At 70.4% G+C, this 26,242-nt stretch carries 22 protein-coding genes and 2 pseudogenes; 16 read left to right on the plus strand and 8 right to left on the minus strand.

Features of this window, described 5'->3' with window-relative positions; genetic code table 11:
• Position 1: 1 nt before the first annotated feature.
• Genes eboE through IOD14_RS13490 form a run of 3 tightly spaced genes read left to right on the plus strand, consistent with a single transcriptional unit; the run spans position 2 to position 3,678 of the window.
• Entirely contained in the window at positions 2 to 1,171 is a 1,170-nt protein-coding gene (eboE, locus tag IOD14_RS13480; protein ID WP_212670347.1) for a metabolite traffic protein EboE, read from the plus strand.
• Positions 1,168 to 2,565, plus strand: coding sequence for a nucleotide pyrophosphatase/phosphodiesterase family protein (locus IOD14_RS13485; protein WP_212670348.1), 1,398 nt, complete (start codon positions 1,168 to 1,170; stop codon positions 2,563 to 2,565). Before eboE ends, IOD14_RS13485 begins: the two co-directional genes overlap by 4 nt.
• 60 nt (positions 2,566 to 2,625) lie before the next feature.
• Complete coding sequence (locus IOD14_RS13490; RefSeq protein ID WP_123994325.1) at positions 2,626 to 3,678, plus strand: sugar phosphate isomerase/epimerase; 1,053 nt, start codon at positions 2,626 to 2,628, stop codon at positions 3,676 to 3,678.
• An 87-nt stretch (positions 3,679 to 3,765) separates the two neighbouring features.
• Here the strand turns inward: IOD14_RS13490 and IOD14_RS13495 are convergent.
• The 3 genes and pseudogenes from IOD14_RS13495 to IOD14_RS13505 all read right to left on the minus strand — a co-directional run.
• A pseudogene (locus IOD14_RS13495) lies at positions 3,766 to 4,017 on the minus strand (hypothetical protein); the annotation flags it as partial.
• Positions 4,018 to 4,061: 44 nt separating this feature from the next.
• Positions 4,062 to 4,793, minus strand: a pseudogene (locus IOD14_RS13500) (molybdopterin dinucleotide binding domain-containing protein); the annotation flags it as partial.
• Between the two features lie 47 nt (positions 4,794 to 4,840).
• Positions 4,841 to 5,812: a 2-dehydropantoate 2-reductase gene (locus IOD14_RS13505; RefSeq protein WP_123994323.1), complete on the minus strand. Its 972-nt coding sequence runs from the start codon at positions 5,810 to 5,812 to the stop codon at positions 4,841 to 4,843.
• Between the two features lie 240 nt (positions 5,813 to 6,052).
• Between IOD14_RS13505 and IOD14_RS13510 the strand changes: the two genes are divergently transcribed.
• Positions 6,053 to 6,727: a GntR family transcriptional regulator gene (locus IOD14_RS13510; RefSeq protein ID WP_123994911.1), complete on the plus strand. Its 675-nt coding sequence runs from the start codon at positions 6,053 to 6,055 to the stop codon at positions 6,725 to 6,727.
• 143 nt (positions 6,728 to 6,870) lie between these two features.
• Here IOD14_RS13510 and IOD14_RS13515 read toward each other — a convergent pair whose 3' ends face one another.
• From IOD14_RS13515 to frc (IOD14_RS13525), 3 genes are all read right to left on the minus strand, one after another.
• Positions 6,871 to 8,286 carry an OFA family MFS transporter gene (locus IOD14_RS13515; RefSeq protein ID WP_123994322.1) on the minus strand — a complete coding sequence of 472 codons (1,416 nt, stop codon included), beginning with the start codon at positions 8,284 to 8,286 and terminating at the stop codon, positions 6,871 to 6,873.
• A gap of 1 nt (position 8,287) precedes the next feature.
• Entirely contained in the window at positions 8,288 to 9,679 is a 1,392-nt protein-coding gene (locus IOD14_RS13520) for an OFA family MFS transporter (protein WP_123994321.1), read from the minus strand.
• Positions 9,680 to 9,853: 174 nt separating this feature from the next.
• A complete protein-coding gene (gene frc, locus IOD14_RS13525; RefSeq protein ID WP_212670350.1) occupies positions 9,854 to 11,083 on the minus strand; it encodes a formyl-CoA transferase in 1,230 nt (409 codons plus the stop codon).
• Positions 11,084 to 11,223: 140 nt separating this feature from the next.
• Here frc (IOD14_RS13525) and sucC point away from each other — a divergent pair, with 140 nt between their 5' ends.
• From sucC to IOD14_RS13550, 5 genes are all read left to right on the plus strand, one after another.
• Entirely contained in the window at positions 11,224 to 12,354 is a 1,131-nt protein-coding gene (gene sucC / locus IOD14_RS13530; protein ID WP_212670351.1) for an ADP-forming succinate--CoA ligase subunit beta, read from the plus strand.
• A gap of 11 nt (positions 12,355 to 12,365) precedes the next feature.
• Positions 12,366 to 13,265 carry a succinate--CoA ligase subunit alpha gene (sucD, locus tag IOD14_RS13535; RefSeq protein ID WP_212670352.1) on the plus strand — a complete coding sequence of 300 codons (900 nt, stop codon included), beginning with the start codon at positions 12,366 to 12,368 and terminating at the stop codon, positions 13,263 to 13,265.
• A 95-nt stretch (positions 13,266 to 13,360) separates the two neighbouring features.
• Complete coding sequence (locus IOD14_RS13540; protein WP_123994317.1) at positions 13,361 to 14,917, plus strand: aldehyde dehydrogenase family protein; 1,557 nt, start codon at positions 13,361 to 13,363, stop codon at positions 14,915 to 14,917.
• Positions 14,918 to 14,999: 82 nt separating this feature from the next.
• Positions 15,000 to 16,229, plus strand: coding sequence for a formyl-CoA transferase (gene frc / locus IOD14_RS13545; RefSeq protein WP_212670353.1), 1,230 nt, complete (start codon positions 15,000 to 15,002; stop codon positions 16,227 to 16,229).
• A gap of 53 nt (positions 16,230 to 16,282) precedes the next feature.
• Positions 16,283 to 16,804 carry a carbonic anhydrase gene (locus IOD14_RS13550; protein ID WP_123994315.1) on the plus strand — a complete coding sequence of 174 codons (522 nt, stop codon included), beginning with the start codon at positions 16,283 to 16,285 and terminating at the stop codon, positions 16,802 to 16,804.
• Positions 16,805 to 16,835: 31 nt separating this feature from the next.
• Here the strand turns inward: IOD14_RS13550 and IOD14_RS13555 are convergent, their stop codons facing one another.
• Complete coding sequence (locus tag IOD14_RS13555; protein WP_123994314.1) at positions 16,836 to 17,528, minus strand: GntR family transcriptional regulator; 693 nt, start codon at positions 17,526 to 17,528, stop codon at positions 16,836 to 16,838.
• A gap of 131 nt (positions 17,529 to 17,659) precedes the next feature.
• Here IOD14_RS13555 and IOD14_RS13560 point away from each other — a divergent pair, with 131 nt between their 5' ends.
• Together IOD14_RS13560 and IOD14_RS13565 are read left to right on the plus strand one after the other, a co-directional pair.
• Complete coding sequence (locus IOD14_RS13560; RefSeq protein ID WP_212670354.1) at positions 17,660 to 18,529, plus strand: acyl-CoA dehydrogenase family protein; 870 nt, start codon at positions 17,660 to 17,662, stop codon at positions 18,527 to 18,529.
• Between the two features lie 391 nt (positions 18,530 to 18,920).
• Positions 18,921 to 19,121: a hypothetical protein gene (locus tag IOD14_RS13565; RefSeq protein ID WP_123994312.1), complete on the plus strand. Its 201-nt coding sequence runs from the start codon at positions 18,921 to 18,923 to the stop codon at positions 19,119 to 19,121.
• Here the strand turns inward: IOD14_RS13565 and IOD14_RS13570 are convergent.
• Positions 19,082 to 19,771 carry a GntR family transcriptional regulator gene (locus tag IOD14_RS13570; RefSeq protein WP_123994311.1) on the minus strand — a complete coding sequence of 230 codons (690 nt, stop codon included), beginning with the start codon at positions 19,769 to 19,771 and terminating at the stop codon, positions 19,082 to 19,084. The genes IOD14_RS13565 and IOD14_RS13570 overlap by 40 nt on opposite strands.
• A 243-nt stretch (positions 19,772 to 20,014) precedes the next feature.
• Between IOD14_RS13570 and IOD14_RS13575 the strand changes: the two genes are divergently transcribed.
• The 5 genes from IOD14_RS13575 (at position 20,015) to IOD14_RS13595 (ending at position 26,135) form a co-directional block, all read left to right on the plus strand.
• Positions 20,015 to 20,494, plus strand: a complete 480-nt coding sequence (locus IOD14_RS13575) for a formate dehydrogenase subunit gamma (protein WP_212670355.1) — start codon at positions 20,015 to 20,017, stop codon at positions 20,492 to 20,494.
• Complete coding sequence (locus tag IOD14_RS13580; RefSeq protein ID WP_212670356.1) at positions 20,491 to 22,092, plus strand: NADH-quinone oxidoreductase subunit NuoF; 1,602 nt, start codon at positions 20,491 to 20,493, stop codon at positions 22,090 to 22,092. Before IOD14_RS13575 ends, IOD14_RS13580 begins: the two co-directional genes overlap by 4 nt.
• Positions 22,089 to 24,905: a formate dehydrogenase subunit alpha gene (fdhF, locus tag IOD14_RS13585; protein WP_212670357.1), complete on the plus strand. Its 2,817-nt coding sequence runs from the start codon at positions 22,089 to 22,091 to the stop codon at positions 24,903 to 24,905. Before IOD14_RS13580 ends, fdhF begins: the two co-directional genes overlap by 4 nt.
• A 1-nt stretch (position 24,906) precedes the next feature.
• Positions 24,907 to 25,119 (plus strand): formate dehydrogenase subunit delta, encoded by a 213-nt coding sequence (locus tag IOD14_RS13590; protein ID WP_249125911.1) that lies wholly within the window; start codon positions 24,907 to 24,909, stop codon positions 25,117 to 25,119.
• A gap of 62 nt (positions 25,120 to 25,181) precedes the next feature.
• Positions 25,182 to 26,135 (plus strand): LysR family transcriptional regulator, encoded by a 954-nt coding sequence (locus tag IOD14_RS13595; RefSeq protein ID WP_280845451.1) that lies wholly within the window; start codon positions 25,182 to 25,184, stop codon positions 26,133 to 26,135.
• Positions 26,136 to 26,242: the final 107 nt, after the last annotated feature.

The raw sequence follows: 26,242 nt of genomic DNA on the forward strand, positions 1-26,242 counted from the left end.
CATGCGCTTCCGCCACCCGGACGGCACCACCGTCCACCTCGCCTACTGCACCAACGTCCACCCCGCCGAAACCCTCGACGGCGTCCTCGCCCAGCTGCGCGAGCACTGCGAACCCGTCCGCCGCCGCCTCGGCCGCGACCGCCTCGGCATCGGCCTGTGGCTCGCCCGCGACGCCGCCCACGCCCTGGTCAGCGACCCCTCCGCACTGCGCGACCTGCGCTGTGAACTCGACCGCCGCGGTCTGGAGGTCGTCACCCTCAACGGCTTCCCCTACGAGGGCTTCGGCGCCGAAGAGGTCAAGTACCGCGTCTACCAGCCGGACTGGGCGGACCCCGAACGCCTCGACCACACCACCGCCCTGGCCCGCGTCCTGACCGGACTGCTGCCCGACGACGTCACCGAGGGCAGCATCTCCACCCTGCCGCTCGCCTGGCGCACCGCCTACGACGACGGCAGCGCCGACAAGGCCCGCACCGCCCTGCTCACCCTCGCCGAACGCCTCGACGCCCTCCAGGAACTGACCGGCCGCTCCATCCGCGTCGGCCTCGAACCCGAACCCGGATGCGTCGTGGAGACCACCGGCGACGCCGTCGCCCCACTGACCGCGATCTCCCACGACCGCATCGGCATCTGCGTCGACACCTGCCACCTCGCCACCTCCTTCGAAGACCCGCACACCGCCCTGGACGCGCTCGCCGCGGCCCGCGTCCCCCTCGTCAAATCCCAGCTCTCGGCCGCCCTGCACGCCGAACACCCCCACCTCCCCGAGGTCCGCGAGGCCCTCGCAGCCTTCGACGAACCCCGCTTCCTGCACCAGACCCGCACCTCCACCGCCGCGGGCCTGCGCGGCACCGACGACCTCGGCGAGGCCCTCGGCGGCGACGCCCTGCCCGACGGGGCACCCTGGCGCGCCCACTTCCACGTCCCCCTGCACGCGGCCCCCGCCGCACCCCTCACCTCCACGCTCCCCGTGCTCGAGTCCGCCCTGACCCGGCTCGTCGGCGGCCCGCACCCGCTCACCCGCCACCTGGAGGTCGAGACCTACACCTGGCAGGCGCTGCCCGCCGAGCTCCGCCCACGCAACAGGACCCAGCTCGTGGACGGCATCGCCGCCGAACTCACCCTGGCCCGCGATCTGCTGACGAACCTCGGCCTCAAGGAACTGCCATGAGCCACGAAGCCCCCGGGGCGGCACCGACCCCTCTTCTCGTCCTCGACGTCGTCGGCCTCACCCCCCGCCTCCTCCAGCACATGCCCCACCTCACGTCCCTCGCCCGGTCCGGCTCCCACGCCCCGCTCGGCACCGTCCTGCCCGCCGTCACGTGCGCCGCCCAGTCCACCTTCCTCACCGGCACCCACCCGTCCGAGCACGGCATCGTCGGCAACGGCTGGTACTTCCGGGAACTGGGCGACGTACTCCTGTGGCGCCAGCACAACGGCCTGGTCGCCGGCGACAAACTCTGGGACGCCGCCCGGCGCGCCCACCCCGGCTACACCGTCGCCAACATGTGCTGGTGGTACGCCATGGGCGCCGACACCGACTTCACCGTCACCCCCCGTCCGGTCTACTACGCCGACGGCCGCAAGGAGCCCGACTGCTACACCCGCCCCCCGGCCCTGCACGACGAACTCACCGAGAAACTCGGCACCTTCCCCCTCTTCCACTTCTGGGGCCCCGGCGCGGACCTGGTCTCCAGCCAGTGGATCATCGACGCCACCCGCCACATCATGGGCACCCGCCAGCCCGACCTGACGCTCTGCTACCTGCCCCACCTCGACTACGACCTGCAGCGCTTCGGCCCCGACGACCCGCGCTCACTGAAAGCCGCCGCCGACCTCGACCGGGCCCTCGCCCCGCTCCTGGACGACGCCCGCGCGCAGGGCCGTACCGTCGTCGCACTGTCCGAGTACGGCATCACCCGCGCGGACCGGCCCGTCGACATCAACCGCGCCCTGCGCCGTGCCGGACTCCTCGAGGTGCACACCCAGGACGGCATGGAGTACCTCGACCCGATGGCCTCCCGCGCCTTCGCGGTCGCCGACCACCAGATCGCCCACGTCTATGTGCGCCGCCCCGAGGACCTCGACGCCACCCGCGCCGCCCTCGACGGCCTGCCCGGCATCGAGCGACTCCTCGACGACGAGGGAAAGAAGGACCACCACCTCGACCATCCGCGCTCCGGCGAACTCGTCGCCGTGGCGGAACCGGACGCCTGGTTCACGTACTACTACTGGCTCGACGACGACCGCGCGCCCGACTTCGCGCAGCTGGTCGAGATCCACCGCAAACCCGGCTACGACCCGGTCGAACTGTTCATGGACCCGCTCGACCCCTACGTCAAGGTCAAGGCCGCCACCGCGCTGGCCCGCAAGAAACTCGGCCTGCGCTACCGCATGGCAGTCGTGCCCCTCGACCCGTCACCTGTTCGCGGCAGCCACGGCCGCCTGCCCGAGAGCGACGACGACGGTCCGCTCCTCATCTGCTCCACCCCCCGTGCCGTCGGCGACCGCGTCGCGGCCACCGACGTGAAGTCGCTCCTGCTCCGACTGGCCGGTCTTTCCTGACTGGTCACCAGTGAAGCACCCACCACTGACAACGCCCTCCGACCCCGAGGAGACCCGGACATGAGCCGCATGTTCCAGCCCGACCCCGAACTCACCCACCGCCTCAGCAGACGAGGGATGCTCGGCGTGGCGGCCGGCGCCACCGCGGCCGCACTGCTCGGCGCCGCAGCCTCCCCCGCGGGCGCTGCCACCGATTCCGCCACCGCGACGGGCACCGCAGGGCACGGCCGTGGCCGCCCCGTCCTGCCCCCCGGCCGCCTCGGCATCCAGCTCTACAGCCTCCGCGACAAGGTCTCCACCCTCGGCTTCGCCCCCGTCTTCGCCGAGCTGGAGAAGTACGGCTACGACGAGGTCGAGTTCGCCGGCTACACCCAGGGCTCGGCAGGACCCATCACCCTTGCCCAGCTCAGGCGTCTGGCCCGCGACCACGGACTGAACCCGATCGGCAGCCACGTCGGCTACTACTCCGACGACCCGGGCGCGTACACCTTCGCCCAGAACCTGACCAAGGTCCTCGACGACGCCCAGGCCCTCGGCCTCAAGCACATCGGCACCGCCTCAGGACCGTTCCGCTACGGCTCGACCGTCGACGCGTGGAAGCGTGCCGCCGAGGAGTTCAACACCTACGGAGCCGCGGCCAAGGCGCGCGGCATGAAGTTCTACCAGCACAACCACTCGGAGGAGTTCTCCTTCGCCACCGACAACCCCAAGGTCCGCCTCTACGACGTGCTGCTCAGGGAGACCGACCCCGACCTGGTGTTCCTGGAGATGGACATCTTCTGGGCGTACTCGGGTCAGTTCCGCTTCTCCAAGCGGCCCGACGGCACCCCCGCCCCCTTCGAACCCCTGAACTACGTCCTCAAGCAGCCGCACCGCTACCCGCTCTTCCACGTCAAGGACGGCGTCAGGGACCCGGCCGACACCTACGGCTACCGCATGACCGACGTCGGCGACGGCGACATCGACTACCAGAAGTTCATCTCCGCCGTGACCCGGCTGCGGGGCGAACGCCTCGCCCACCACTGGCAGGCCGAGCACGACCAGCCCGCCGAGTCCTTCACGTTCGCCCGCCGCTCCAGCGCCTACCTGCACTCGCTGCGGGAGAAGTGCTGACCGAGCACGACTGGGACGGGACCCCGAGGGCGCAGGGGGCGCTCCCCGCCGGTCGGGGTCCCGCCGTCGTGTAGGCGGTGAGGCCGCTCAGCCCTGGGCCGCGGTGGCGGTCTCCAGGGCGAGTCGGTGTTCTCCCGCGTACACGTTCATGTTGTGGCCGCGCAGGAAGCCGACCAGGGTGAGGCCGGTTTCGGTGAACAGGGCGGCGGCGTGCAGGCCCCCGGTCCGGTCGAAGACCCGTCGGGCCGCGCGGAGCCGGTCGGGGAGGCTCGCGAGGAGTTCGGGTCCGACACGGACCGGGGGAGTGTCGGAGACGGGCCAATGGGCCCCGTCGCGGATGCGGATCACCTTGCGTCGTTCCGTGACTGGTCCCATGTCAGGCCTCAGCTCCGCATCGCCACGACGGGCGTCTTCTCGATCCGGATCGCGGCGGCCTCGAACTCCACGCTCCCCGCGATCGGACAACTGGCCCTGGCAGCAACCCGGTCGGCATCCGAGCCGTCCGGCGGGCGGCCGGTCATGAACGCCAGACCGGGCCGCAGTGCCGGATCCACCCACACCGGCGCCACCGTCGCACCCCGACGGGTGGCCACCCGCACCTCCTCGCCGACCACCACGCCGTAGCGCTCGGCGTCCTCCGGACTCAGCTCGACACACTCGGCCCGCCGCAGCGATGACGCCGAACCACCCCTCTGGAGACGGGTGTTGTACGAGTCGACCCGGCGCCCCTTGGTGAGCCGGACCGGATACTCCTCGTCCGTCAGGTCGACAGGAGGGTCGTGCCGGACCAGGTGAAAGGGCGTGCGCCGTGCCCGATCGCCGTGATCGAGGCCGGTGAGCAGCGACAGGTCGATCAGCGCGCGGACCGCGTCGTCATCGAGCCCGTCGGCAGCCGGGATCGGCTCGCCGCGTGCGCAGGCGCGCGCCAACTCCCGTACGACAGCGGCCGGTACGCCCGTCACCTTCACCGCCAGTGACACCGTCCACGGCTCGACGAGCCGTCCGTACTCCTCGAAGCCGGAGGTCGCCCGCTCGATGAGCTCCCGGTCGGCCAGCCCTGTCCGGATGATCTCCCGGCCGATCGCATGGGCCATCGGGACCTCGGTCCCGGCGTTCGGCCGGATCCGAGGCCCCGACCCGATGGCACGAACGCCCAGTTCCGTCATGCGGCGGACCGGAGCGCGAGGAGGTCGGAGAGGGCGTGCACGGTGCGGAGCGTGGGCACGTCCACGCCGGTGATCTCCGCCAGCTCGATGACGGCGGTCAGGAGGACGTCGAGCTCCAGGGGCTTGCCGCGCTCCAGGTCCTGGAGCGTGGAGGTGCGGTGGTCGCCGACGCGTTCGGCGCCGGCAAGACGGCGTTCGATGGAGACACCCACGGTGCAGCCGAGGGCCTCGGCGACCGCGAGCGTCTCGGCCATCATGGTCTCGATGACCCTGCGGGTGCCGCCGTGCAGGCACATCTGACGCATGGTGGCCCGGGCCAGCGCGCTGATGGGATTGAAGGAGATGTTGCCCAGCAGCTTCAGCCAGATGTCGTCCCGCAGGTTCGGTTCGACCGGGCACTTGAGCCCGCCCGCCTGCATGGCCTCGCTGAACGCCTGACAGCGCGGTGAGAGGCTGCGGTCGGGCTCCCCGATGGAGAACCGGGTGCCTTCCAAGTGCCGTACGACACCGGGCCCTTCGAGCTCGGTCGCGGCGTAGACGACACATCCGACGGCCCGGGAGGGAGCGAGCACCGCACTGACCGCGCCCCCCGGGTCCACGCTCTCGATGCGGTGGCCGTCGTGCGGGCCGCCGTGCCGGTGGAAGTACCACCAGGGGATACCGTTCTGGGCCGCGATGACCGCCGTCGTGTCGGTGAGAAGGGGCTCGATGAGCGGCCCGCACGCCGCGTACGAGTTGGCCTTCAGACCGAGGAAGACGTAGTCGACCGGGCCGATCTCGGCCGGGTCGTCGGTGGCGTGGGCGCGGGCCGTGAAGTCGCCGCGCGGGCTGAGGACCTGGACGCCGTGCTCCCGCATGGCCGCCAGGTGCGGACCGCGGGCGATGAGATGGACGTCGGCGCCGGCGCGGTGGAGTGCCGCGCCGACGTAAGCACCGATGGCTCCGGCGCCGAGGACTGCGACTTTCATGGGTGGAAGCTCCGTTCGGTGAGGGTGACCGAGGAACTGCCGACTTTGTCGACTGGATATTGTCTACAGGATGGAGAGTCCGCTCAGCAAGAGTTATGACGACACCCAGGCCGTGAGCTGCTGCTACGCCCCCGCACGGCCCGCGCCGACGGTGGTTGTGCGCCGTAGACTGTAGGCGAAAACCAATTCATACTTGGCTCTCAGCTGCAGCGACGACGCTGTGCAGGAGGGACCGTGATGCTGCCGACGACAGGACTGCCGTACGGGACGGTGCCCAGGCTCGAGCGCCCCGGTCCACTGCGCGACCGCGTGTACGGCGCGCTGCTGGAACTCATCACCACTCGCGCTCTGCAGCCGGGTCAGCATCTCGTGGAGAGCGAGCTGGCCGGTCATCTGGGGGTGTCCCGGCAGCCGGTGCGGGAGGCGTTGCAGCGGTTGAACACCGAGGGGTGGGTGGATCTGCGGCCGGCCCAGGGTGCGTTCGTGCATGAGCCGACGGACGAGGAGGCGGATCAACTCCTCACTGTGCGTACGTTGTTGGAGGCGGAGGCGGCCCGGCTCGCCGCCGCGAACGCGGGCAGCGCGGGCATCGCCGTACTGGAGGAGCTCTGCGCGCAGGGCGAGAGTGCGGTCGCCGCGGACGACGTGGACGCCGCCGTCGCCCTGAACGCCCGGCTGCACGCCAAGGTCATGGAACTGGCGGGCAACGCGGTCCTCGCCGAACTGGCGGCCCAGGTGGACCGCCGGGTGCGCTGGTACTACACGCCGATCGCCCGGCAGCGCGGCCGGCAGTCCTGGATCGAGCACCGTGAGCTGATCGCCGCGATCGCCGCCCGGGACGAACAGCGCGCCACCGCGGTCATGCGCCAACACACCGAACAGACGCGGAAGATGTACCACGACCGCGAGAAGTAGCCACCGGACCACTTCGAGACCGACGGGCCCAGGACGTCGTAGGGTCGCCGGGTCGCCCGCGGGCATCGAGCGATCGGATCAGGCGGCCCTTTCCCGGCCAGGGCCGGGGCGGAGGGCCGCCTGATCCGTGCGTGTTCCCCCGTTCAGGCCGCGGCTTGCGGCTGCGGTGCCGGCGCCCCGCTCCGGGGCCGTCCCGGCTGCCGCAGCAGCAGGGCGATCGCCGCCGCGAGCATCGAGGTGGCGCCGGCCAGGGCGTACGCCCCGTCGTAGCCCCACGCCGCGACGACCATGGAGCCGAGGCCGCCGCCGAACAGGCCGCTGATCAGCTTGCCGCTGTACACCAGCCCGTAGTTGGAGGCGTTGTAGTTCTCCCCGAAGTAGTCCGGGGTGAGCGCCGCGAACAGCGGATAGAAGGCGCCGCCGCCGAACCCGGACAGGAACGCGAAGACCAGGAACAGCGACTCGCTCTTGATGTCGCCCGCCCAGATCACCCCGAACTGGGCCAGACCCAGGACGACGATGACGAACACCAGCGTGGACTTGCGGCCCCACTTGTCGGACAGCCAGCCCACCACACCGCGCCCGATGCCGTTGATGACCGCCATGACACCCATCGAGGAGGCCGCCACGAGCGGGCCGAAACCCACTTCCTTGGCGTAGTCGACCTGGAAGGAGATCCCGAAGATCGACACTCCCGCGGTCATCACGAGGGCGACCCACATGAGGGGAAGCATGCCGGTCCTGACGGCCTCCTTCGGCGTGAACTGCCGTACCGCCGGAGGGTTCTTGGCCAGAGCGCCGGCCCCCTTCTCGCTGCCGCCGTGGGTGAGCGGGTCGATGTCGGCGGGCCACCAGTTCTTCGGCGGGTCCTTGAAGAAGAACGCGCACCCGACGACCACGATCAGGATGTAGCAGCCGATGAGGTCCAGGACACGGTGGTAGTTCGCCGTGTCGAAGCCGTAGTTGAAGATGAAGATGAAGGGCAGTGATCCGTACGCGAAGCCGCCGTTGACGAACCCGGTCTTCGCTCCCCGGCGTTCGGGGAACCATTTGCCGACCATGTTGATGCAGGTCGCGTAGACCAGTCCGGCGCCGATTCCCCCGATGACGCCGAATCCCAGGATCGCCAGCACGACGTTGCCCAGGTGCGACAGGGCGAGGAACCCGACCAGGCACATGCCCGAGCCGATGTACATGGCCTGTCGGGCGGTCAGGATGCCCTTCTCCCGCAGCCAGCCCGCGGGGAAGGCGATGCCGGCCTGGAAGAAGACCCAGACGCTGAGGATCCAGAAGGTGTTGCTCTGCGTCCAGCCGTGGGCGTGGGACAGGGTGTCCTCGGCCGAGCCGTACGCGTACTCGAAGACGCTGATGGCCATCATGGTGATCCAGGGCAGATACACCATGAGCTTGCGCGAGTGGCCGAGGATGTCCCGGTCGGTCTCGCCGATGCGGTAGACGCGGCCGCCCGCGTCGGTCACTTCTCGGTAGGGACGTGGTGCGGCGGTTGACTGTGCGCTCTTGTCGGTCTCGCTGCGTGCTGCGTACGGATCTGCCGTCATGTCAGGCCATTTCCTCGCCGAGCGGTTGCGGGTTGGGTACGGTCCGACGGCTGGTCTTGGGCCGGCCGGGCGCCTTGAGGAACAGCGCCAGCACCGCGGAGCTCAGGCCGATGCAGCCGGCCAGGACGAACGCGCCCTCGTAGTCCCAGGCGCCGACCACGATCGAGCCGACGCCGGAGCCCACGAGGCCCGAGATGAGCTTCGAGCTGTAGACCATGCCGTAGTTGGAGGCGTTGTTGTTCTCACCGAAGTAGTCGGCCGTCATCGCGGCGAACAGCGGGAAGATCGCGCCGCCGCCGAAGCCGGAGACCATGGAGCAGAAGAGGAAGAACGGCATGCTGCCCATCTGGCCCGAGACCAGCACACCGAACTGCGCGGTGCCCAGCACCAGACACACGATGATCAGGGTGTTGCGGCGGCCGAACTTGTCGGAGATCCAGCCGATCACACCGCGCCCGGTGCCGTTGACGATCGCCTTCAGCGACATCGCGGTGGCCACGATCCCGCCCGCGAAGCCCATGTCCTTGCCGAAGGGCACCTGGAAGGCGATGCCGAAGATGTTGATGCCCGCCGTGCACAGCAGGCAGAACCACATCATCCACAGGACGGGCGTACGCGCCGCTTCCTTCGGGGTGTACTGCTTGACCGCCGGCGGGTTCTTCTCCAGCGCCCGCCGGATCTTCGGGTCGTCGGTCATCCTCAGCGGGTCGACGTGCGGCGGCCACCAGTTCTTCGGCGGGTCCTTGAAGAACCAGCCGGCGAACGCCACCACCGAGCAGCAGACGAGGCCCACCGTCACCAGGACGCCCCGGTAGTTGCTCAGGTCCATGTACGAGGTGAACAGGAAGACGAAGGGCACCGAGCCGTAGGCGAAACCGCCGTTGACCATGCCGGTCTTGCCGCCCTTGCGCTCCGGATACCACTTGCCGACCATGTTCACGCAGGTCGCGTACACAAGACCGGCGCCGATACCGCTGCACACACCGAAGCCCAGATAGGCGACGATCACGTTCGGTGCGAACGCGAGCGAGAGATAGCCGAGCACGGTGCCCAGCGCGCCGATCATCATCGCGTAGCGGGCTGGGAGCTTTCCGCTCTCCCGCAGCTGCCCGGCCGGGAAGGCCACGGCCGCCTGGAAGAACACCCACACACCCATCAGCCAGAAGATGTGCCCACTGCTCCACAGATGCGCCTCGTGCAGTGTGTCCTCGGCCGACGTGAACGCGTACTCCGAGGAACTGATGCCCAGCATGCCCATCCACGGGAAGAGCACCATGGTCCATCGTGGTCGTCCCATGATGTTCCGGTCGGTCTCGCCGATCCGGTACACGCGGCCGTTGCGGTCCGTCACCTCCCTGAAGGTGGCGGACGACGAGTAGTCGATGGTTGTCATAGTCTTCAAGCACTCCTTGCGTCGAAAGATCTGGCCAGCGCCCCCTGTCCAAATTCCTTTCGTGCGCGCACGGATCTCCGGGGCCGGCCGACGCGCACCGTCGCCGGACCCCGTGCTCGTTCACGTCATGGACCACCGCCCAACGGCCGCGGGACATGGCTCCGGTGCACCACGTCAGATCACCCCGCCCGCTTCGAGCAGCCGCAACTCCTCGTCGCCGAGACCCAGTTCGCCGATGTAGATCTCGTGGTTGTGCTGGCCGAGGAGGGGTGGGGTGGTGATGGTGGTGGGGGAGTCGGAGAGTTTGAGGGGGTTGCCGACGGTGGTGAAGGTGCCGCGGTGGGGGTGGTCGACCTCGACGATCATGTCGTTGTCGGCGAGTGCGGGGTCCTCGATGATCTCCCTGGTCGACAGGATCGGCCCGCAGGGAATGTTCGCGCGGTTGAGGTGGTGCAGGACCTGCCGTTTGGGCAGGGTGGCGGTCCATTCCTCGATCAGCTGGAACATCTTCGCCAGTTTCGGCAGCCGTGCCTGGGGGGTGGACCACTCGGGGTCGTCGGCGAGTTCGGGCCGGCCGATGAGAGCGGCGAGCGGCTGCCAGCCCTGGGGCTGGACGATGACGTAGACGTAGTCGTTGGGTCCGCCGGGTGCGCAGCGCACGGCCCAGCCGGGCTGGCCGCCGCCGGAGGCGTTGCCGGAGCGGGGCACCTCGTCGCCGAAGTCCTCGTTGGGGTATTCCGCCAGCGGCCCGTGGGCCAGGCGCTGCTGGTCACGGAGCTTGACCCGGCACAGGTTGAGCACCGCGTGCTGCATGGCCACGTCCACGCGCTGGCCGCGTCCGGTCCTCTCGCGCTGCAGGAGCGCGGCCAGCACGGCGGCCACCGCGTGGATACCGGTGCCGGAGTCACCGATCTGCGCCCCGGTCGCCAGCGGCGGCCCGTCCTCGAACCCGGTGGTGGCCATCGAGCCGCCCATCGCCTGCGCCACCACCTCGTACGCCTTGAAATCCATGTACGGGCCCGGGCCGAAGCCCTTGATCGACGCATACACGATCCGCGGGTTGATCTCCCGGATCCGCTCCCAGGGGAAACCCATCCGCTCCACCGCGCCCGGCGCGAAGTTCTCCACCAGCACATCCGCACCCCGGATCAGCGCGGTCAGGATCTCCCGCCCCCGCTCCGTCTTCACATTCAGCGTGATGCTGCGCTTGTTGCAGTTGAGCATCGTGAAATACAGCGAGTCCGCCTCCGGCACATCCCGCAACTGACCCCGCGTGACATCCCCGCCCGGCGCCTCCACCTTCACCACATCCGCCCCCAGCCACGCCAGCAACTGCGTCGCCGACGGACCCGACTGCACATGCGTCATGTCCAGCACCCGCACACCATCAAGCGCCAACGTCATGGATCACCTCACGGCCAGGTTTGGCACATTGCATACAGTCGACGAATACTGTATGAAGATTGTTATCCCGCATCCGATGGGTGATGTCCAGGGGGCGTGCAGCACTTTTGAGTCGTGCACTTTGAGACGGGAGCCCAAGCATGGACCTGTACGAGCACGAAGCACGGGGGCTTTTCGAGGAACACGGGATCCCCGTGCCACGGGCCGAGGTCACCGACTCGCCCCAGGAGGCCCGCGCGATCGCCCGGAGGCTCGGCGGCGCTGTCATCGTCAAGGCGCAGGTCAGGACCGGAGGCCGGGGCAAGGCGGGTGGGGTCCGGCTCGCCGCCGACCCCGCCGAGGCCGAGCGGACGGCTCGCCGGATCCTCGGCACGGACATCAAGGGACACGCGGTGGGCAAGGTCATGCTGGCCGAACCCGTGGACATCGAGAGCGAGTTCTACGTCGCCTACGTCCTCGACCGAGCCGCCGGCCGTTTCCTCGCCATCGCCTCGGCGGAGGGCGGCACGGACATAGAGGAGGTCGCCGCGGTCCGCCCGGAGGCGGTCGCCCGCGTGCACATCGACCCCGCGGAGGGCGTCACCTCGGCGAAGGCGGGCGAGATCGCCGAGGCGGCCGGACTGCCCCCGCAGACCGTCGACGTCCTCGTACGGCTGTGGGAGGTGCTGGTCCGCGAGGACGCCGTCCTCGTCGAGGTCAACCCGCTCGTCCGGGCTCGGCAGGGGCAGCTCCTCGCCCTCGACGCCAAGGTCACCCTCGACGACAACGCCCGCTTCCGGCAGGCCCGTTGGGGCGCCGAGCCGCTCGCATGCGACGATCCGCTGGAGGCGGCCGCCGCCGCGAGGGGCCTCAACTACGTCAAGCTCGACGGCGAGGTCGGCATCATCGGCAACGGCGCCGGCCTGGTCATGTCGACCCTGGACGTGGTCGCCGGCTGCGGGGCCCGGCCCGCCAACTTCCTCGACATCGGCGGCGGAGCCTCGGCCCAGGTCATGGCCGACGGACTGTCGGTCATCCTGTCCGACCCGGCCGTGAAGTCCGTCCTCGTCAACGTCTTCGGCGGCATCACCGCCTGCGACGCGGTCGCCGACGGCATCGTCAGGGCACTGGACGAGGTACGGCTCGACAAGCCGCTCGTCGTACGCCTGGACGGCAACAACGCCGCCCGGGGCCGGGCCGTCCTCGACGGGCACGCCCACCCCCTGGTCCAGCAGGCCACCACCATGGACGGTGCCGCCCGCCGTGCCGCCGAACTCGCTAACGCAGCCTGAAGGAGCGGGACATGGCCATCTTCCTGACCAAGGAGTCCAGGGTCCTCGTCCAGGGCATGACCGGCGGCGAGGGCATGAAACACACCCGGCGGATGCTCGCCGCGGGCACCGACGTGGTGGGCGGCGTCAACCCGCGCAAGGCCGGGCGGACGGTCGACTTCGACGACCGTGCCGTCCCCGTCTTCGGCTCCGTCGCCGACGGCGTCCGGGCGACCGGAGCGGACGTCACCGTCGTCTTCGTGCCACCCGCCTTCGCTCGAGCGGCGGTCGTCGAGGCCGTCGACGCGGGCATCGCACTGGCCGTCGTCATCACCGAGGGCATCCCCGTGCACGACTCCGTCGCCTTCACCTCGTACGCGAGGAAGAAGGGGACACGGATCGTCGGACCCAACTGCCCCGGCCTGATCACCCCCGGCCAGTCCAACGCGGGCATCATCCCCGCGGACATCACCAGGTCCGGCCGTATCGGTCTGGTGTCCAAGTCGGGCACGCTCACCTACCAACTCATGCACGAGCTGCGCGACATCGGCTTCTCCACCTGTGTCGGCATCGGCGGGGACCCCGTCGTCGGCACCACCCACATCGACTGCCTGGCGGCCTTCCAGGACGACCCCGACACCGAACTGATCGTCCTCATCGGGGAGATCGGCGGCGACGCCGAGGAACGGGCGGCCGCGTACGTCCGCGAGCACGTCACCAAACCCGTCGTCGGCTACATCGCCGGATTCACCGCGCCCGAGGGCAGGACGATGGGCCACGCCGGCGCCATCGTGTCCGGTTCGGCGGGCACGGCGCAGGCCAAGAAGCAGTCGCTGGAGGCGGTCGGCGTCAAGGTCGGCGACACCCCGACCGAGACGGCCCGCCTCGTGCTCGCCCTGCTGGACACGGTCCGCGAGGCCCCTCGGGCCTGACCCGGAACCCCACAGCGGCGGACGTCGGCACAGCCGACCCCGCCGCGCTCCCTCACACCCCGCCCCCGACTGTGCACCGAGAGCGGAGACACCACATGACAACCACCCTCGACTCCACCCAGCTCGTGCTGAAGTCCGGCACCTCCTGGAACGACGCCTGGCAGCGCTGCCTCGCCGTCGCCCCCGAGGCATTCCGGGACGACCGCGTCCTCAACCTCTGGGCCTCCGCCTGGCGGGCCGACGGCCGGGCCCTGCCCGCCACCAGCCCCGTCGACGGCAGCCCGATCGCCGGCCCGCCGCGCCTGGACCGGGAAGCCGCCCACCGGGCCGTTCGCGCCTCCCTCGACCAGCACCGCGCCTGGCGGCACATCCGGCTGGAAGAACGCCGGGCCCGCGTCGCGGCCACCCTCGACGCCCTCACCCAGCACCGCGAACTCCTCGCCCTCCTGCTGGTCTGGGAGATCGGCAAACCCTGGAGGCTCGCGCAGGCGGACGTCGACCGGGCCATCGACGGCGTGCGCTGGTACGTCGACGGCATCGAACCGATGGTCGAGGGCCGGGTCCCGCTGGACGGCCCGGTGTCCAACATCGCCAGCTGGAACTACCCGATGAGCGTGCTCGTCCACGCCATGCTGGTGCAGGCACTGGCGGGCAACGCGGTCATCGCCAAGACCCCGACCGACGGCGGTGTCGCCTGTCTGACCCTGGCCTGCGCGCTCGCCGCCCGCGAGGGAATCCCCGTCACCCTCGTCAGCGGCAGCGGGGGAGAACTGTCCGAGGCGCTGGTGCGGGCGCCCGAGATCGGCTGCGTCTCCTTCGTCGGCGGCCGCGACACCGGCGCCGCCGTCGCCACGGCCGTCGCCGACCTCGGCAAGCGCCATGTCCTCGAACAGGAGGGACTCAACACCTGGGGCATCTGGAACCACACCGACTGGGACGCGCTGACCGCCGTCATCCCCAAGCTCTTCGACTACGGCAAGCAGCGCTGCACCGCCTACCCGCGGTTCGTCGTCCAGCGCGAGCTCTTCGACGAGTTCCTGGCGGCCTACCTCCCCGCCGTGCGCACCCTGCGCCTCGGCCACCCGCTCGCCGTCGAGAACCCCGACGACCCCTACCCCGCACTGGACTTCGGGCCGGTGATCAACGCGGCCAAGGCGAAGGAACTGCGCGACCAGGTCGCCGAGGCCATCAACCGCGGCGCGGTCCCCGTGCACCGCGGCAGCGAGGCCGACGCCCGCTTCCTGCCCGGCCAGGACACCTCGGCGTACGTCCAGCCGGTCACCCTTCTGGGCCCGCCCCCGTCCTCACCCCTGCACCACGCGGAACCCTTCGGCCCGGTCGACACCATCGTCCTGGTCGACACCGAGGCGGAACTGCTGGCCGCCATGAACGCCTCCAACGGCGCGCTGGTCGCCACGCTGTCCACCGACGACCGGGCCACCTTCGACCGGCTCGCCCCGCAGATCCGCGCGTTCAAGGTCGGTCACGGCACACCGCGTTCCCGCGGCGACCGAGACGAGCTGTTCGGCGGGTTCGGAGCGTCCTGGCGCGGTGCCTTCGTCGGGGGCGAACTTCTCGTGCGCGCGGTCACTCGGGGCCCCGCAGACGAACGGCTGCCCGGCAACTTCCCCGAGTACCAGCTGATGCCGTGAGGCAGGTCCGGACGGCGCCCCGCGAAGGGGCGCCGCGCGGGCACCGGCGAACACACGACGACGCGGAGATGGGGTGGCGAGCATGACGTTGGCGCTTGATGGTGTGCGGGTGCTGGACATGACGCATGTGCAGTCGGGTCCGTCGGCGACGCAGTTGCTGGCGTGGCTGGGGGCGGATGTGGTGAAGGTGGAGGCGCCGGGCGGGGATGTCACGCGGGGTCAGTTGCGGGATGTGCCGGAGGCGGACTCGCTGTATTTCACGATGCTCAACTGCAACAAGCGCAGCATCACGCTGAATGTGAAGACGGAGCGGGGGCGGGAGATCCTGACCGCGCTGATCCGGGGTGCGGATGTGCTGGTGGAGAACTTCGCGCCGGGCGCGGTGGAGCGGATGGGTTTCCCCTGGGAGCGGATCCGGGAGATCAACCCGCGGATCGTGTATGCGTCGATCAAGGGCTTCGGCCCGGGCCCGTACATGGATTTCAAGGCGTACGAGGTGGTGGCGCAGGCGATGGGCGGCTCGATGGCCACCACCGGGTTCGAGGACGGGCCGCCGCTGGCGACCGGGGCGCAGATCGGTGACTCCGGCACCGGTATCCACGCGGTGGCCGCCGTGCTGGCCGCGCTCCTGCAGCGCGAGAGGACCGGACGCGGCCAGCGCGTGGACGTGGCCATGCAGCACGCGGTGCTCAACCTGTGCCGGGTCAAGCTCCGTGACCAGCAGCGCCTGGCCCACGGGCCGCTGGCGGAATACCCCAACGAGGACTTCGGCGACGAGGTGCCCCGCTCCGGCAACGCCTCCGGCGGCGGCCAGCCCGGCTGGGCCGTGCGCTGCGCACCCGGCGGACCCAACGACTACGTCTACGTCATCGTCCAGCCCCAGGGCTGGCAGCCGCTCGCCGCTCTCATCGGCCGGCCCGAACTCGCCGACGACCCCGAGTGGTCCACCCCCCAGGCACGGCTGCCGAAACTGGCGAAGATGTTCCAGCTGATCGAGGAATGGACCGCCACCCTGCCCAAACGGCAGGTCCTGCACCACCTCAACCGCGCGAACATTCCCTGCGGGCCGATCCTGTCGACCAGGGAGATCATCGAGGACCCCGCACTCGCCGACAACGACATGATCGTCGAGGTCGACCACCCCCACCGCGGCACCTTCACCACCGTCGGCAACCCCCTCAAACTCTCCGACTCCCCCACCACCATCACCACCCCACCCCTCCTCGGCCAGCACAACCACGAGATCTACATCGGCGAACTCGGCTTGTCCCAGGACGAGTTGCCGCGTCTCCGGGAGCAGGGCGTCATCTGACCGACTCGACTACTCGACCAACCGACAACTCGACCGGAGAGAGGGAGCCCCACATGTCGACCTCACCACCCCGAACCGCGACCGTCACCGACCGGCTCGTGGAAGCCAACCGTGCCTACGCCGCCGGGTTCACCGACCCCGGCATGGGCGCCCGCCCCGTCCTGCGCGTCGCCGTCGTGGCCTGCATGGACGCTCGCCTCGACCTGCACGCCGCGCTCGGCCTGGAGCTCGGCGACTGCCACACCATTCGCAACGCGGGAGGTGTCGTCACCGATGACACGATCCGCTCCCTGACGATCAGCCAGCGGGCGCTCGGCACCCGCAGTGTGGTCCTCATCCACCACACCGGCTGCGGTCTGCAGACCCTGACCGAGGACTTCCGGCACGAACTCGAGCTGGAGGTCGGCCAACGTCCCGCCTGGGCGGTGGAGGCCTTCCGGGACGTGGACCAGGATGTACGGCAGTCCATGCAGCGGGTGCGCACCTCGCCGTTCCTCCCGCACACCGACGACGTGCGCGGGTTCGTCTTCGACGTGGCGACCGGGCTGTTGCGGGAGACGACCCCGAGCTCCTGAGACTCCCGCACACGTCGGCGACCGGCCGGGGTCAGGCGCCCCGGCCGGCCGCCGCGGCGATCTGGGCGCAGTAGAACTCGGTCGTGTTGCGCGTGTGGCGGCGCATGAGCTCCTCGGCGCGGTCGGGAGCGCCCTCGCCGATGGCCTCGATGATCCTCGCGTGCTCGTTCCAGGCGTCCTTGCCGCGAGGCCTGGCGATGGGCATGTAGTACCAGCGCACCCGCCGGTCGACCTGGGGGATGAGCTCGGCGAGGACCGCGTTGCGGGACAGCTGGGTGATGTGGGTGTGGAGGGCGGCGTTCGCCTCCACGACGGCCCGGGCGTCCTCGGCCGCCAGAGCTGCCAGTCCGGTCTGCTGGAGTTCCCACAGCCGGGCGACGTCGCGCGAGGTGGCGTGCAGGGCGGCGCCGCGTGCGGAGTGAGTCTCCAAGAGGGCCCGGACACTGAGGAGTTGAGCGCACTCCTCGGCGGTGGGGGAGTGGACGAAGGCTCCCTGGGCGGGGCGCAGGTCGACCCAACCGGCGGTCTGGAGCCGCTGGAGCGCCTCACGGATCGGCTGCCGGCTGACGCCGAGACTGACGGCGAGTTCGGCCTCGACGAGATGCCGGCCGGGTTTGAGGGAGCCGTTGATGATCATTTCGGTGAGGGTCTCGTAGACGGCCTGGCGGAGCGGGGTGGGCCTGCTGATCGGGCCAGGGGCTGTCGCGGTGGGTGTGTCGGGCATGGGCCCTGTCTCCCTCGTTCGACGCTGGGTCGCCCGGCTGGACCCCGGGCGCGGCCACCTTCCCATTCAGAATACTGTATGCAATTATCGTTCGGCAGTGGAACATCAGCCACGCCCGAGGGGGTCGCCCCGTGTCGTACCGCACTGCTCTCTCCGAAGTCCTGACCGACGTCGTCGCACCCGCCGCGGAAGCGGCGGCCGTCCAGGGCCGGTTCCCTCGCGGCGCCGTCACGGCACTGGGCCGCGCGGGGCTCCTGGGACTCACCGTCTCCACCGAATTCGGCGGTGGGGGGCGGGGGTTGCCGGAAGCCGCCGATGTCGTCGCACGAACCGCGCGCGTCTGCCCGGCCACGGCGGCCGTGCTCCGGTCCCACTACACGGCGGTCGCCGTCATCGATGCCTGCGGCGGCCCCTGGCTGCGCGCCGAGATCGCCGCCGGACGCCACCTGGGCAGTCTCGCCCTCGCGGAGTCGGAGTCGGAGTCGGAGTCGGAGTCGGAGGAGGGAGAGGTGGACGGGGAGGGAGCGAGCGGGAGTGGGCGTGAGGTGGACGGGCTTACGGCGCAGACCCAGCTCCTCGTGCCGCGCTCCGTCGCCACCCGTTCAGGAGGCGTGGTCGCCCTGCGAGCCCGCAAGCGGCGGGTGGTCGCGGCGGGGGAGGCCGACACCTACGTCTGGTCCTCCCGCCCCCTCAACGCTCCCGACGGACTGACCCTCTGGGCGGTCCCGGCGCACGCCCCGGACCTCTTCGTCCCGGCGCGGCCCGGCGTCACGGGGCCTCGCGGCAGCGCGACGTCCACGGTCTTCGCCGATCCGGTGCTCGTACCCGCCGAGGCGATGCTCGGCACGGACGGCGGCGGGCTCGACCACGTGCTGCGCACGGTCCTGCCCTGGCTGCTCGAACTCCGGGCCGCCGCCGAGACCCGCCGCCCGCGGGCCCTCGATGCCGTGGACCTCGGGACCGCCGCCCGCCACCCCGCCGGCTCCCTCGCCGCGTCCTGAGCCGTGCGAGGGGAACCGCTCGCCGGAGCGACACCGGCCGCCATGTGGGCAGGGGCCTGCCATGAACGGGCCGTCACCTGCACGGGGGCCTGCCGTGAACCGGTCGCCACCCGCACCGGAGCGCGACGCGAACCAGCCGCCGCCTGCACGGGAGCGTGCCGTGGACCGGCCGCCGCGTGCACGGGGGCCTGCGGCGAATCGGCCGCCACCCGCACGGGAGCCTGTGGCGAGCGGGCCCTTACCTGCAGGGGAGTCTGCCGTGAACGGGCCGCCGCCTGCACGGGAGCGTGCCGTGGACCGGCCGTCACGTGCACGGGGGCCTGCTGCGAATCGCCCGCCACCCGCACCGGAGCCTGTGGCGAGCGGGCCCTTACCTGCACAGGAGCCTTCCGTGAACCGGCCGTCACCCGCACGGGAGTCTTCCGCGAACCGACCGCCACCCGCACCGGAGCCTGCCGCGAACGCCAACGCCCCCGGCAAGTCCATCGCCGCCGGCGAGTCCAACGCCCCCGGCAACCCCCACACCCCCGGCAGGTCCCGCACCCGCGCCGACTACCCCCGCTTCTCCGCGGCCGCGATCTGCCTGCGGTAGAAGTCGGTCGTGCGCTCGGTGTGTGCCCGCATGATCTCGCCTGCCCGGTCGGCGTCACCCTTGGCGATGGCCTTGATGAGCTGGGAGTGCTCGTTCCAGGCCTCCTTGCCGCGGGGCTTGGCGATGGGGGTGTAGTACCAGCGGACCTTCTGGCCGACCTGGGCGATCAGTTCGGCCAGTACGGCGTTGTCGGCCACGGCGGTGATGTAGTCGTGCAGCGCGGTGTTGGCGGCGACCAGCCGGTCGACGTCGCCGTCGGCGAGCGCGGCGACACCGTCCAGCTGGAGTTCATCAAGACGAGTGATGTCCTCGGGCTTCGCGTTCTTGGCGGCGAGCTGCGCGGAGTAGGTCTCCAGGACCGCCCGCACCCCGAGCAGTTGGGCCGCCTCCTCCTCGGTGGGGGAGTGCACGAAGGCCCCCTGGGCGGGGCGCAGGTCGACCCATCCGGCGGTCTGGAGCCGCTGGAGAGCCTCGCGGACCGGCTGCCGGCTGACGCCGAGATGCTCGGCGAGCTCCGCCTCGACCAGGTGCTGGCCGGGCTTGAGGGAACCGTTGACGATGAGCTCGGTGAGGGCGTCGTACACGGCCTGACGCAGCGGTGCCGGGCGGGTGACGCGCCGGGACGCTGCTGCCGTGAGTGCCTCGCGCATGGTTGTCCCGTTCTGCCGCCGGGGTCGCGGGCGGCGGCTGTGCCGAGTGGGAGCCGCCCGGAGGGTTGCCGAACAGCCGCGTCAGCATACAGGTTTTGGTATGCAACATGGCGTCTGCCATCTCCCGGTGGGCGTCGCATGGTGCCGTACGGCTGGGTTGTGTATACAGAAGTCTGTATGGAGTATTGTCTGTGTCTCCTGCACCTCTCGCCGGGGACCCGTGGGACGGAAGGCGAAGCGATCATGACGACCAGCGGGACTGACGTGACGGTCGAGAGCGTGGTCCGGAGGGTGGTGGCCCGGCACCGGGGCGAGCGCGGTCCGCTGCTGCCCGTACTGCACGCCCTCCAGGCCGAGTTGGGTCATGTGCCACAGGAGGCGGTGCCGGTGCTCGCCGAGGAGCTCAACCTCTCCCGGGCGGACGTCCACGGAGTCGTGACCTTCTACCACGACTTCCGACGCGAGCCCGCGGGCCGCACCACCGTGCGCATCTGCCGGGCCGAAGCATGCCAGGCCCTGGGCGCAGGCCAACTGGTGAGCTACGCAAGCGAGTCCGGCCTCCGCATGGGAGAGACCACGGCGGACGGCTCGGTCACCCTGGAACAGGTCTTCTGCCTCGGCAACTGCGCGCTCGGGCCGGCCGTGGAGGCGAACGGACGGCTGTACGGACGAGTCGACCCGGCGCGACTGGGCTCGATCCTCGACGGGACGGTGTCCTCATGAACACCCCTTCGCACTCCACGGCCACGGTCTACGTCCCCTGTGACTCCGCGGCCAGGTCCGTCGGCGCCGACGAGGTCGCGCACGCGCTGCAACAGGCCGCCGGCCGGGGAGACTTCGCCCTGGACGTCGTACGCAACGGATCGCGCGGGATGCTGTGGCTGGAGCCCCTGGTCGAGGTGGTGACTCCCCAAGGGCGCGTCGGATACGGCCCGGTGGCCCCGGAGGACGTCGACGGGCTCCTGGCGGCCGGCATGCTCGACGGCGCGGACCATCCGCTGCGGCTCGGCATCGTCGACGAACTGCCCTGGCTGGCACGCCAGAACCGCGTGACCTTCGCCCGGGTCGGCGTGACCGACCCCCTGTCCGCCGAGGACTACGAGGCGCACGGCGGCCTCGCGGGACTGCGCGCCGCCCTGGAGCTCGGCCCCGCAGACGTGGTCGCCGAGGTCACCGCGTCCGGACTGCGCGGCCGCGGCGGCGCGGGATTCCCCGCCGGGATCAAGTGGAAGACCGTGCTCGACTGCGAGGACGAGCTGAAGTTCGTCTGCTGCAACGCCGACGAGGGCGACAGCGGGACCTTCGCCGACCGCATGGTCATGGAGGGCGACCCGTTCATGCTCATCGAGGGCATGACCATCGCCGCGCACGCGGTCGGAGCGAACGAGGGCTACATATACATCCGTTCGGAATACCCGGACGCGGTGGCCACGATGCGCCGGGCGATCGGCATCGCGCGCGAGCACGGCTGGCTCGGCCGGAACATCCTCGGCTCCGCCCTCGACTTCGACCTGCATGTCCGCGTCGGCGCGGGCGCGTACATCTGCGGCGAGGAGACCTCCATGCTGGAGAGCCTGGAGGGCAAGCGCGGCATGGTCCGCGCGAAACCGCCGATCCCAGCGATCGAGGGCCTGTTCGGCAAGCCGACCGTGGTGAACAACGTCCTCACCCTCGCCACCGTGCCCGTGGTCATGGCCGAGGGCGCGCGGGCCTACCAGGAACTCGGGGTCGAACGCTCCCGCGGCACCCAGGTGTTCCAGCTCGGCGGGAACATCGCCCACGGCGGCATCGTGGAGACCGCCTTCGGCATCACCCTGCGCGAGCTCATCGAGGAGTACGGCGGCGGCACCCGTTCCGGACGCCCGGTGCGCACCGCACAGGTCGGCGGACCGCTCGGGGCGTACCTGCCGGAGTCGATGTTCGACCTGCCCATGGACTACGAGGCGTTCGCGGCCGCCGGGGCGATGGTCGGCCACGGCGGAGTGGTCGTGTTCGACGACAGCGTCGACATGGCGGCGCAGGCCCGCTTCGCGATGGAGTTCTGCGCCGAGGAGTCCTGCGGCAAGTGCACCCCGTGCCGGGTCGGCGCGGTGCGCGGCGTGGAGGTGATCGACAAGATCGTCGCCGGCACCCACCGGGACGAGAACCTCGCCCTGCTCGAAGACCTCTGCGACCTGATGACCGAGGGCTCGCTGTGCGCGATGGGCGGGCTGACCCCGCTCCCCGTGCGCAGCGCCCTGACCCACTTCCCCGACGACTTCCTCGGCGGCCGTCGGCTGCTGGAGATCCACCCCGTACGAGCGACGGAGGGCACGGCATGAGCCTGCTCAAGGAACCCGACTTCGGAACCCCTGAACGGCCGGGCCCGGCAACGGTGTCGGTGGAGGTGGACGGTCTTCCGGTGACCGTCCCCGAGGGCACCTCGGTGATGCGCGCGGCCGCGCAGGCCGGCGTCGACATCCCCAAACTCTGTGCCACCGACAGCCTGGAGGCGTTCGGCTCCTGCCGGTTGTGCGTGGTCGAGATCGACGGCCGGCGCGGCACCCCGGCGTCCTGCACCACCCCCTGCACCGACGGCATGAAGGTCAGCACCCAGACCCCGAAGGTGGAGAAGCTCCGCCAGGGCGTCATGGAGCTCTACATCTCCGACCATCCGCTGGACTGCCTCACCTGCCCGGCCAACGGGGACTGCGAACTCCAGGACATGGCAGGGGTGGTGGGCCTCAGGCAGGTCCGCTACGGCTACGAGGGCGAGAACCACCTCGACGCGGAGAAGGACATCTCCAACCCCTACTTCGACTTCGACCCCTCCAAGTGCATCGCCTGCTCCCGCTGCGTCCGCGCCTGCGGCGAGGTCCAGGGCACCTTCGCCCTCACCATCGAGGGCCGCGGCTTCGACTCCAAGGTCTCGGCGGGCGCGGGGGAGTCCTTCATGGACTCCGAGTGCGTCTCCTGCGGAGCCTGCGTCCAGGCCTGCCCGACGTCCACGCTCCAGGAACGCTCGGTCGTCGAACTCGGCATGCCCACCAGGTCGGTTGTCACCACCTGTGCCTACTGCGGGGTCGGCTGCTCCTTCAAGGCCGAGCTCCGCGGCGACGAACTCGTGCGCATGGTGCCCTACAAGGACGGCGGCGCCAACGAAGGCCACTCCTGTGTGAAGGGCCGCTTCGCCTTCGGCTACGCCTCCCACCCCGACCGGCAGCTCAGGCCCATGGTCCGCGACCGGATCACCGACCCCTGGCGCGAGGTCGAGTGGGACGAGGCGATCGGCACGGTCGCCCGCCGTATGCGCGAGATCCAGGACCGCCACGGATCGAGCGCGATCGGCGCGATCACCTCCTCGCGGTGCACCAACGAAGAGGTCTACGTCGTACAGAAGATGGTCCGCGCGGCCTTCGGCAACAACAACGTCGACACCTGCGCCCGCGTCTGCCACTCCCCGACGGGATACGGACTCAAGCAGACCTTCGGCGAGTCCGCCGGCACCCAGGACTTCCGTTCGGTCGCCGAGGCCGACGTCATCATGGTGATCGGCGCCAACCCCACCGACGGCCACCCGGTGTTCGCCTCCCGCATGAAGCGACGGCTGCGCGAGGGAGCCGAGTTGATCGTGGTCGATCCGCGCCGCATCGACCTCGTGCGCTCACCGCACATCGAGGCGCGGCACCACCTCCAGCTCAGGCCCAGCACCAACGTCGCCGTCGTCAACGCCATGGCCCACGTGGTCGTCACCGAGGGCCTGGTCGACCGCTCCTTCGTCGACGCGCGCTGCGAGGGCTTCGAGGAGTGGGCCGAGTTCATCGCCCGCCCGGAGAACAGCCCGGAGGCGGTCGAGCCCGTCACCGGTGTCCCGGCCGCCGAACTCCGCGCCGCCGCACGGCTGTACGCCGAGGCGCCCAACGGAGCCATCTACTACGGCCTCGGCGTCACCGAGCACAGCCAGGGCTCGACCATGGTCATGGGAATGGCCAACCTCGCGATGGCGTGCGGGAACATCGGCCGCGACGGCGTCGGCGTGAACCCGCTGCGCGGCCAGAACAACGTCCAGGGCTCCTGCGACATGGGCTCCTTCCCCCATGAACTGCCCGGCTACCGGCACGTCTCCGACGACGCGGTCCGCACCGTCTTCGAGAACCTCTGGGGCGGAACCCTCCTCGCGGAGCCGGGACTTCGCATCCCCAACATGTTCGACGCGGCCATCGACGGCACCTTCCGCGGCCTGTTCGTGCACGGCGAGGACATCGCCCAGTCCGACCCCAACCTCAAGCACGTCACCGCGGCCCTCGAAGCCATGGAACTCGTCGTCGTCCAGGACCTGTTCCTCAACGAGACGGCCAAGTTCGCCCACGTCTTCCTGCCCGGAGCCTCCTTCCTGGAGAAGGACGGCACCTTCACCAACGCCGAACGCCGCATCAACCGGGTCCGCTCGGTGATGAAGCCGAAGACGGGCAAGCACGAGTGGCAGATCGTCAGCGAGATCGCCACCGCCATGGGCTACCCCATGTCCTACGACCATCCCGGCCAGATCATGGACGAGATCGCGTCGGTCACCCCGACGTTCACCGGGGTCTCCTTCGAGCTCCTCGACAAGCTCGGCAGCGTCCAGTGGCCGTGCAACGAGGCGGCTCCCGAGGGCACGCCCATCATGCACGTGGACGAATTCGTGCGCGGCAAGGGCAAGTTCGTCGTCACGTCCTACGTGCCGACCAGCGAACGCAGCACCCGGCGCTTCCCGCTGGTCCTCACCACGGGCCGGATCCTCAGCCAGTACAACGTGGGCGCCCAGACCCGCCGTACGGGCAATGTCGCCTGGCACCCCGAGGACATCCTGGAGCTGCACCCGCACGACGCCGAGGTCCGCGGCATCAACGACGGCGACATGGTCACCCTGGCCAGCCGCGTCGGGCAGACCACCCTGCGTGCGGAGATCTCCGACCGTATGCCGACCGGCGTCGTGTACACCACGTTCCACCACCCGGTCACCGGCGCCAACGTGGTGACCACGGAGAACTCCGACTGGGCCACCAACTGCCCCGAGTACAAGGTGACCGCCGTACAGGTGGCACTCGCCCGCCCGGACCGGTCGAACGAGACCGAGGCCGCCGGGAACGACCTCGTGACGGTGGTGGACTGAGATGACGACGACCGTGCCCTCGGAGTGCCGGATGGCCAACGACATCGCCAGGAACCTCGGACACCTGCCGGGGGAGGAGGCCGCCGAGGCGATCGCGGGGCACATCGGCAGGTTCTGGGACCCGCGGATGCGCAGCCGGCTCCACGCCTTCGTCGACGCCGGAGCGGAGGGCCTCGACCCCCTGGTGGTGGCCGCCGTGAAGCTCCTGGGCTGACCTGTGCGGTCTCCTCCCTGTACATCACTCCACACTGCATACAGTATGGAGCCAGTGATCCCATGGGCAGGGAGGAGCCGCTCATGCTGTTCCGGCAGCTCGAATACTTCGTGGCGGTGGCGAGGGAACGGCACTTCGCCCGGGCGGCGGAGTCCTGCTACGTCTCCCAGCCCGCGCTCTCGGCCGCGATCGCCAAGCTGGAGCGGGAGCTGAACGTCACGCTGATCAACCGCGGCCACAACTACCAGGGCCTCACCCCCGAGGGGGAACGGCTCGTGGTGTGGGCCAAGCGGATTCTCGCCGAACAGGACGCCTTCAAGGCAGAGGTGGCCGCCGTGCAGTCGGGCATCACGGGCACGCTGCGACTGGGCACGGACCCCACGGCCTCCACCACTCTGGCGTTGCCCGTGGCCGCGTTCTGCGCGGCGCACCCGCTGGCCAAGGTGCAGGTCCGCTCCCGGCTCTCGACGAAGGAACTCCACCGCCAGCTGCGCGACTACGAACTCGACGTGGCCATCGCCCATTTCGACCCGGACGACCAGGAGGGGCTCCAGGTCGTCCCCCTCTACCAGGAGCGCTACATGCTGCTGGTCTCGGACGAGCAGCTGGTGGCCCAGTCCGCCACCGTGACCTGGGCGGACGCGGCCCAGCTGCCGCTCGCTCTGCTGACGCCGGACATGCGGATCCGGCAGATCGTCGACACCGTGTTCGCGGAGAAGGGGTACGTGGTGACCCCGCAGGTCGAGACGGACTCCATCGCCTCCCTCTACGCTCACGTCGGCGGCGGTGGCTGGGCGAGCATCGTCCCGCACACCTGGCTGCGCGCCATGCCGGTGGTCGGCCGCACCCGGGCGCTGCCGCTGGTCGACCCCGAGGCAGGTGCCCAGGTCTCGGTGGCCATCCACGCGGCGACCCCCGGCTCGGTCGCCGCCCGCGCCTTCGTCAACGCGGCGACAGGCCTGTCCCTGGACAACTTCTTCGCCGCGCCCCTCCCCACGGAACACCACTTGCGCTGACCCGCCGACGGCGTCGACTCCGCGGTGATGCGTCCGCCGAGCCGAAGGGCCGCCGACCAGGCGCCGGTCCGGCAGGGGGGTGCCTGTCCCGCCGGGGCCACAGGCGA

Origin of the sequence: Streptomyces sp. A2-16 (genome assembly GCF_018128905.1) — a bacterium.
Taxonomy (GTDB): domain Bacteria; phylum Actinomycetota; class Actinomycetes; order Streptomycetales; family Streptomycetaceae; genus Streptomyces.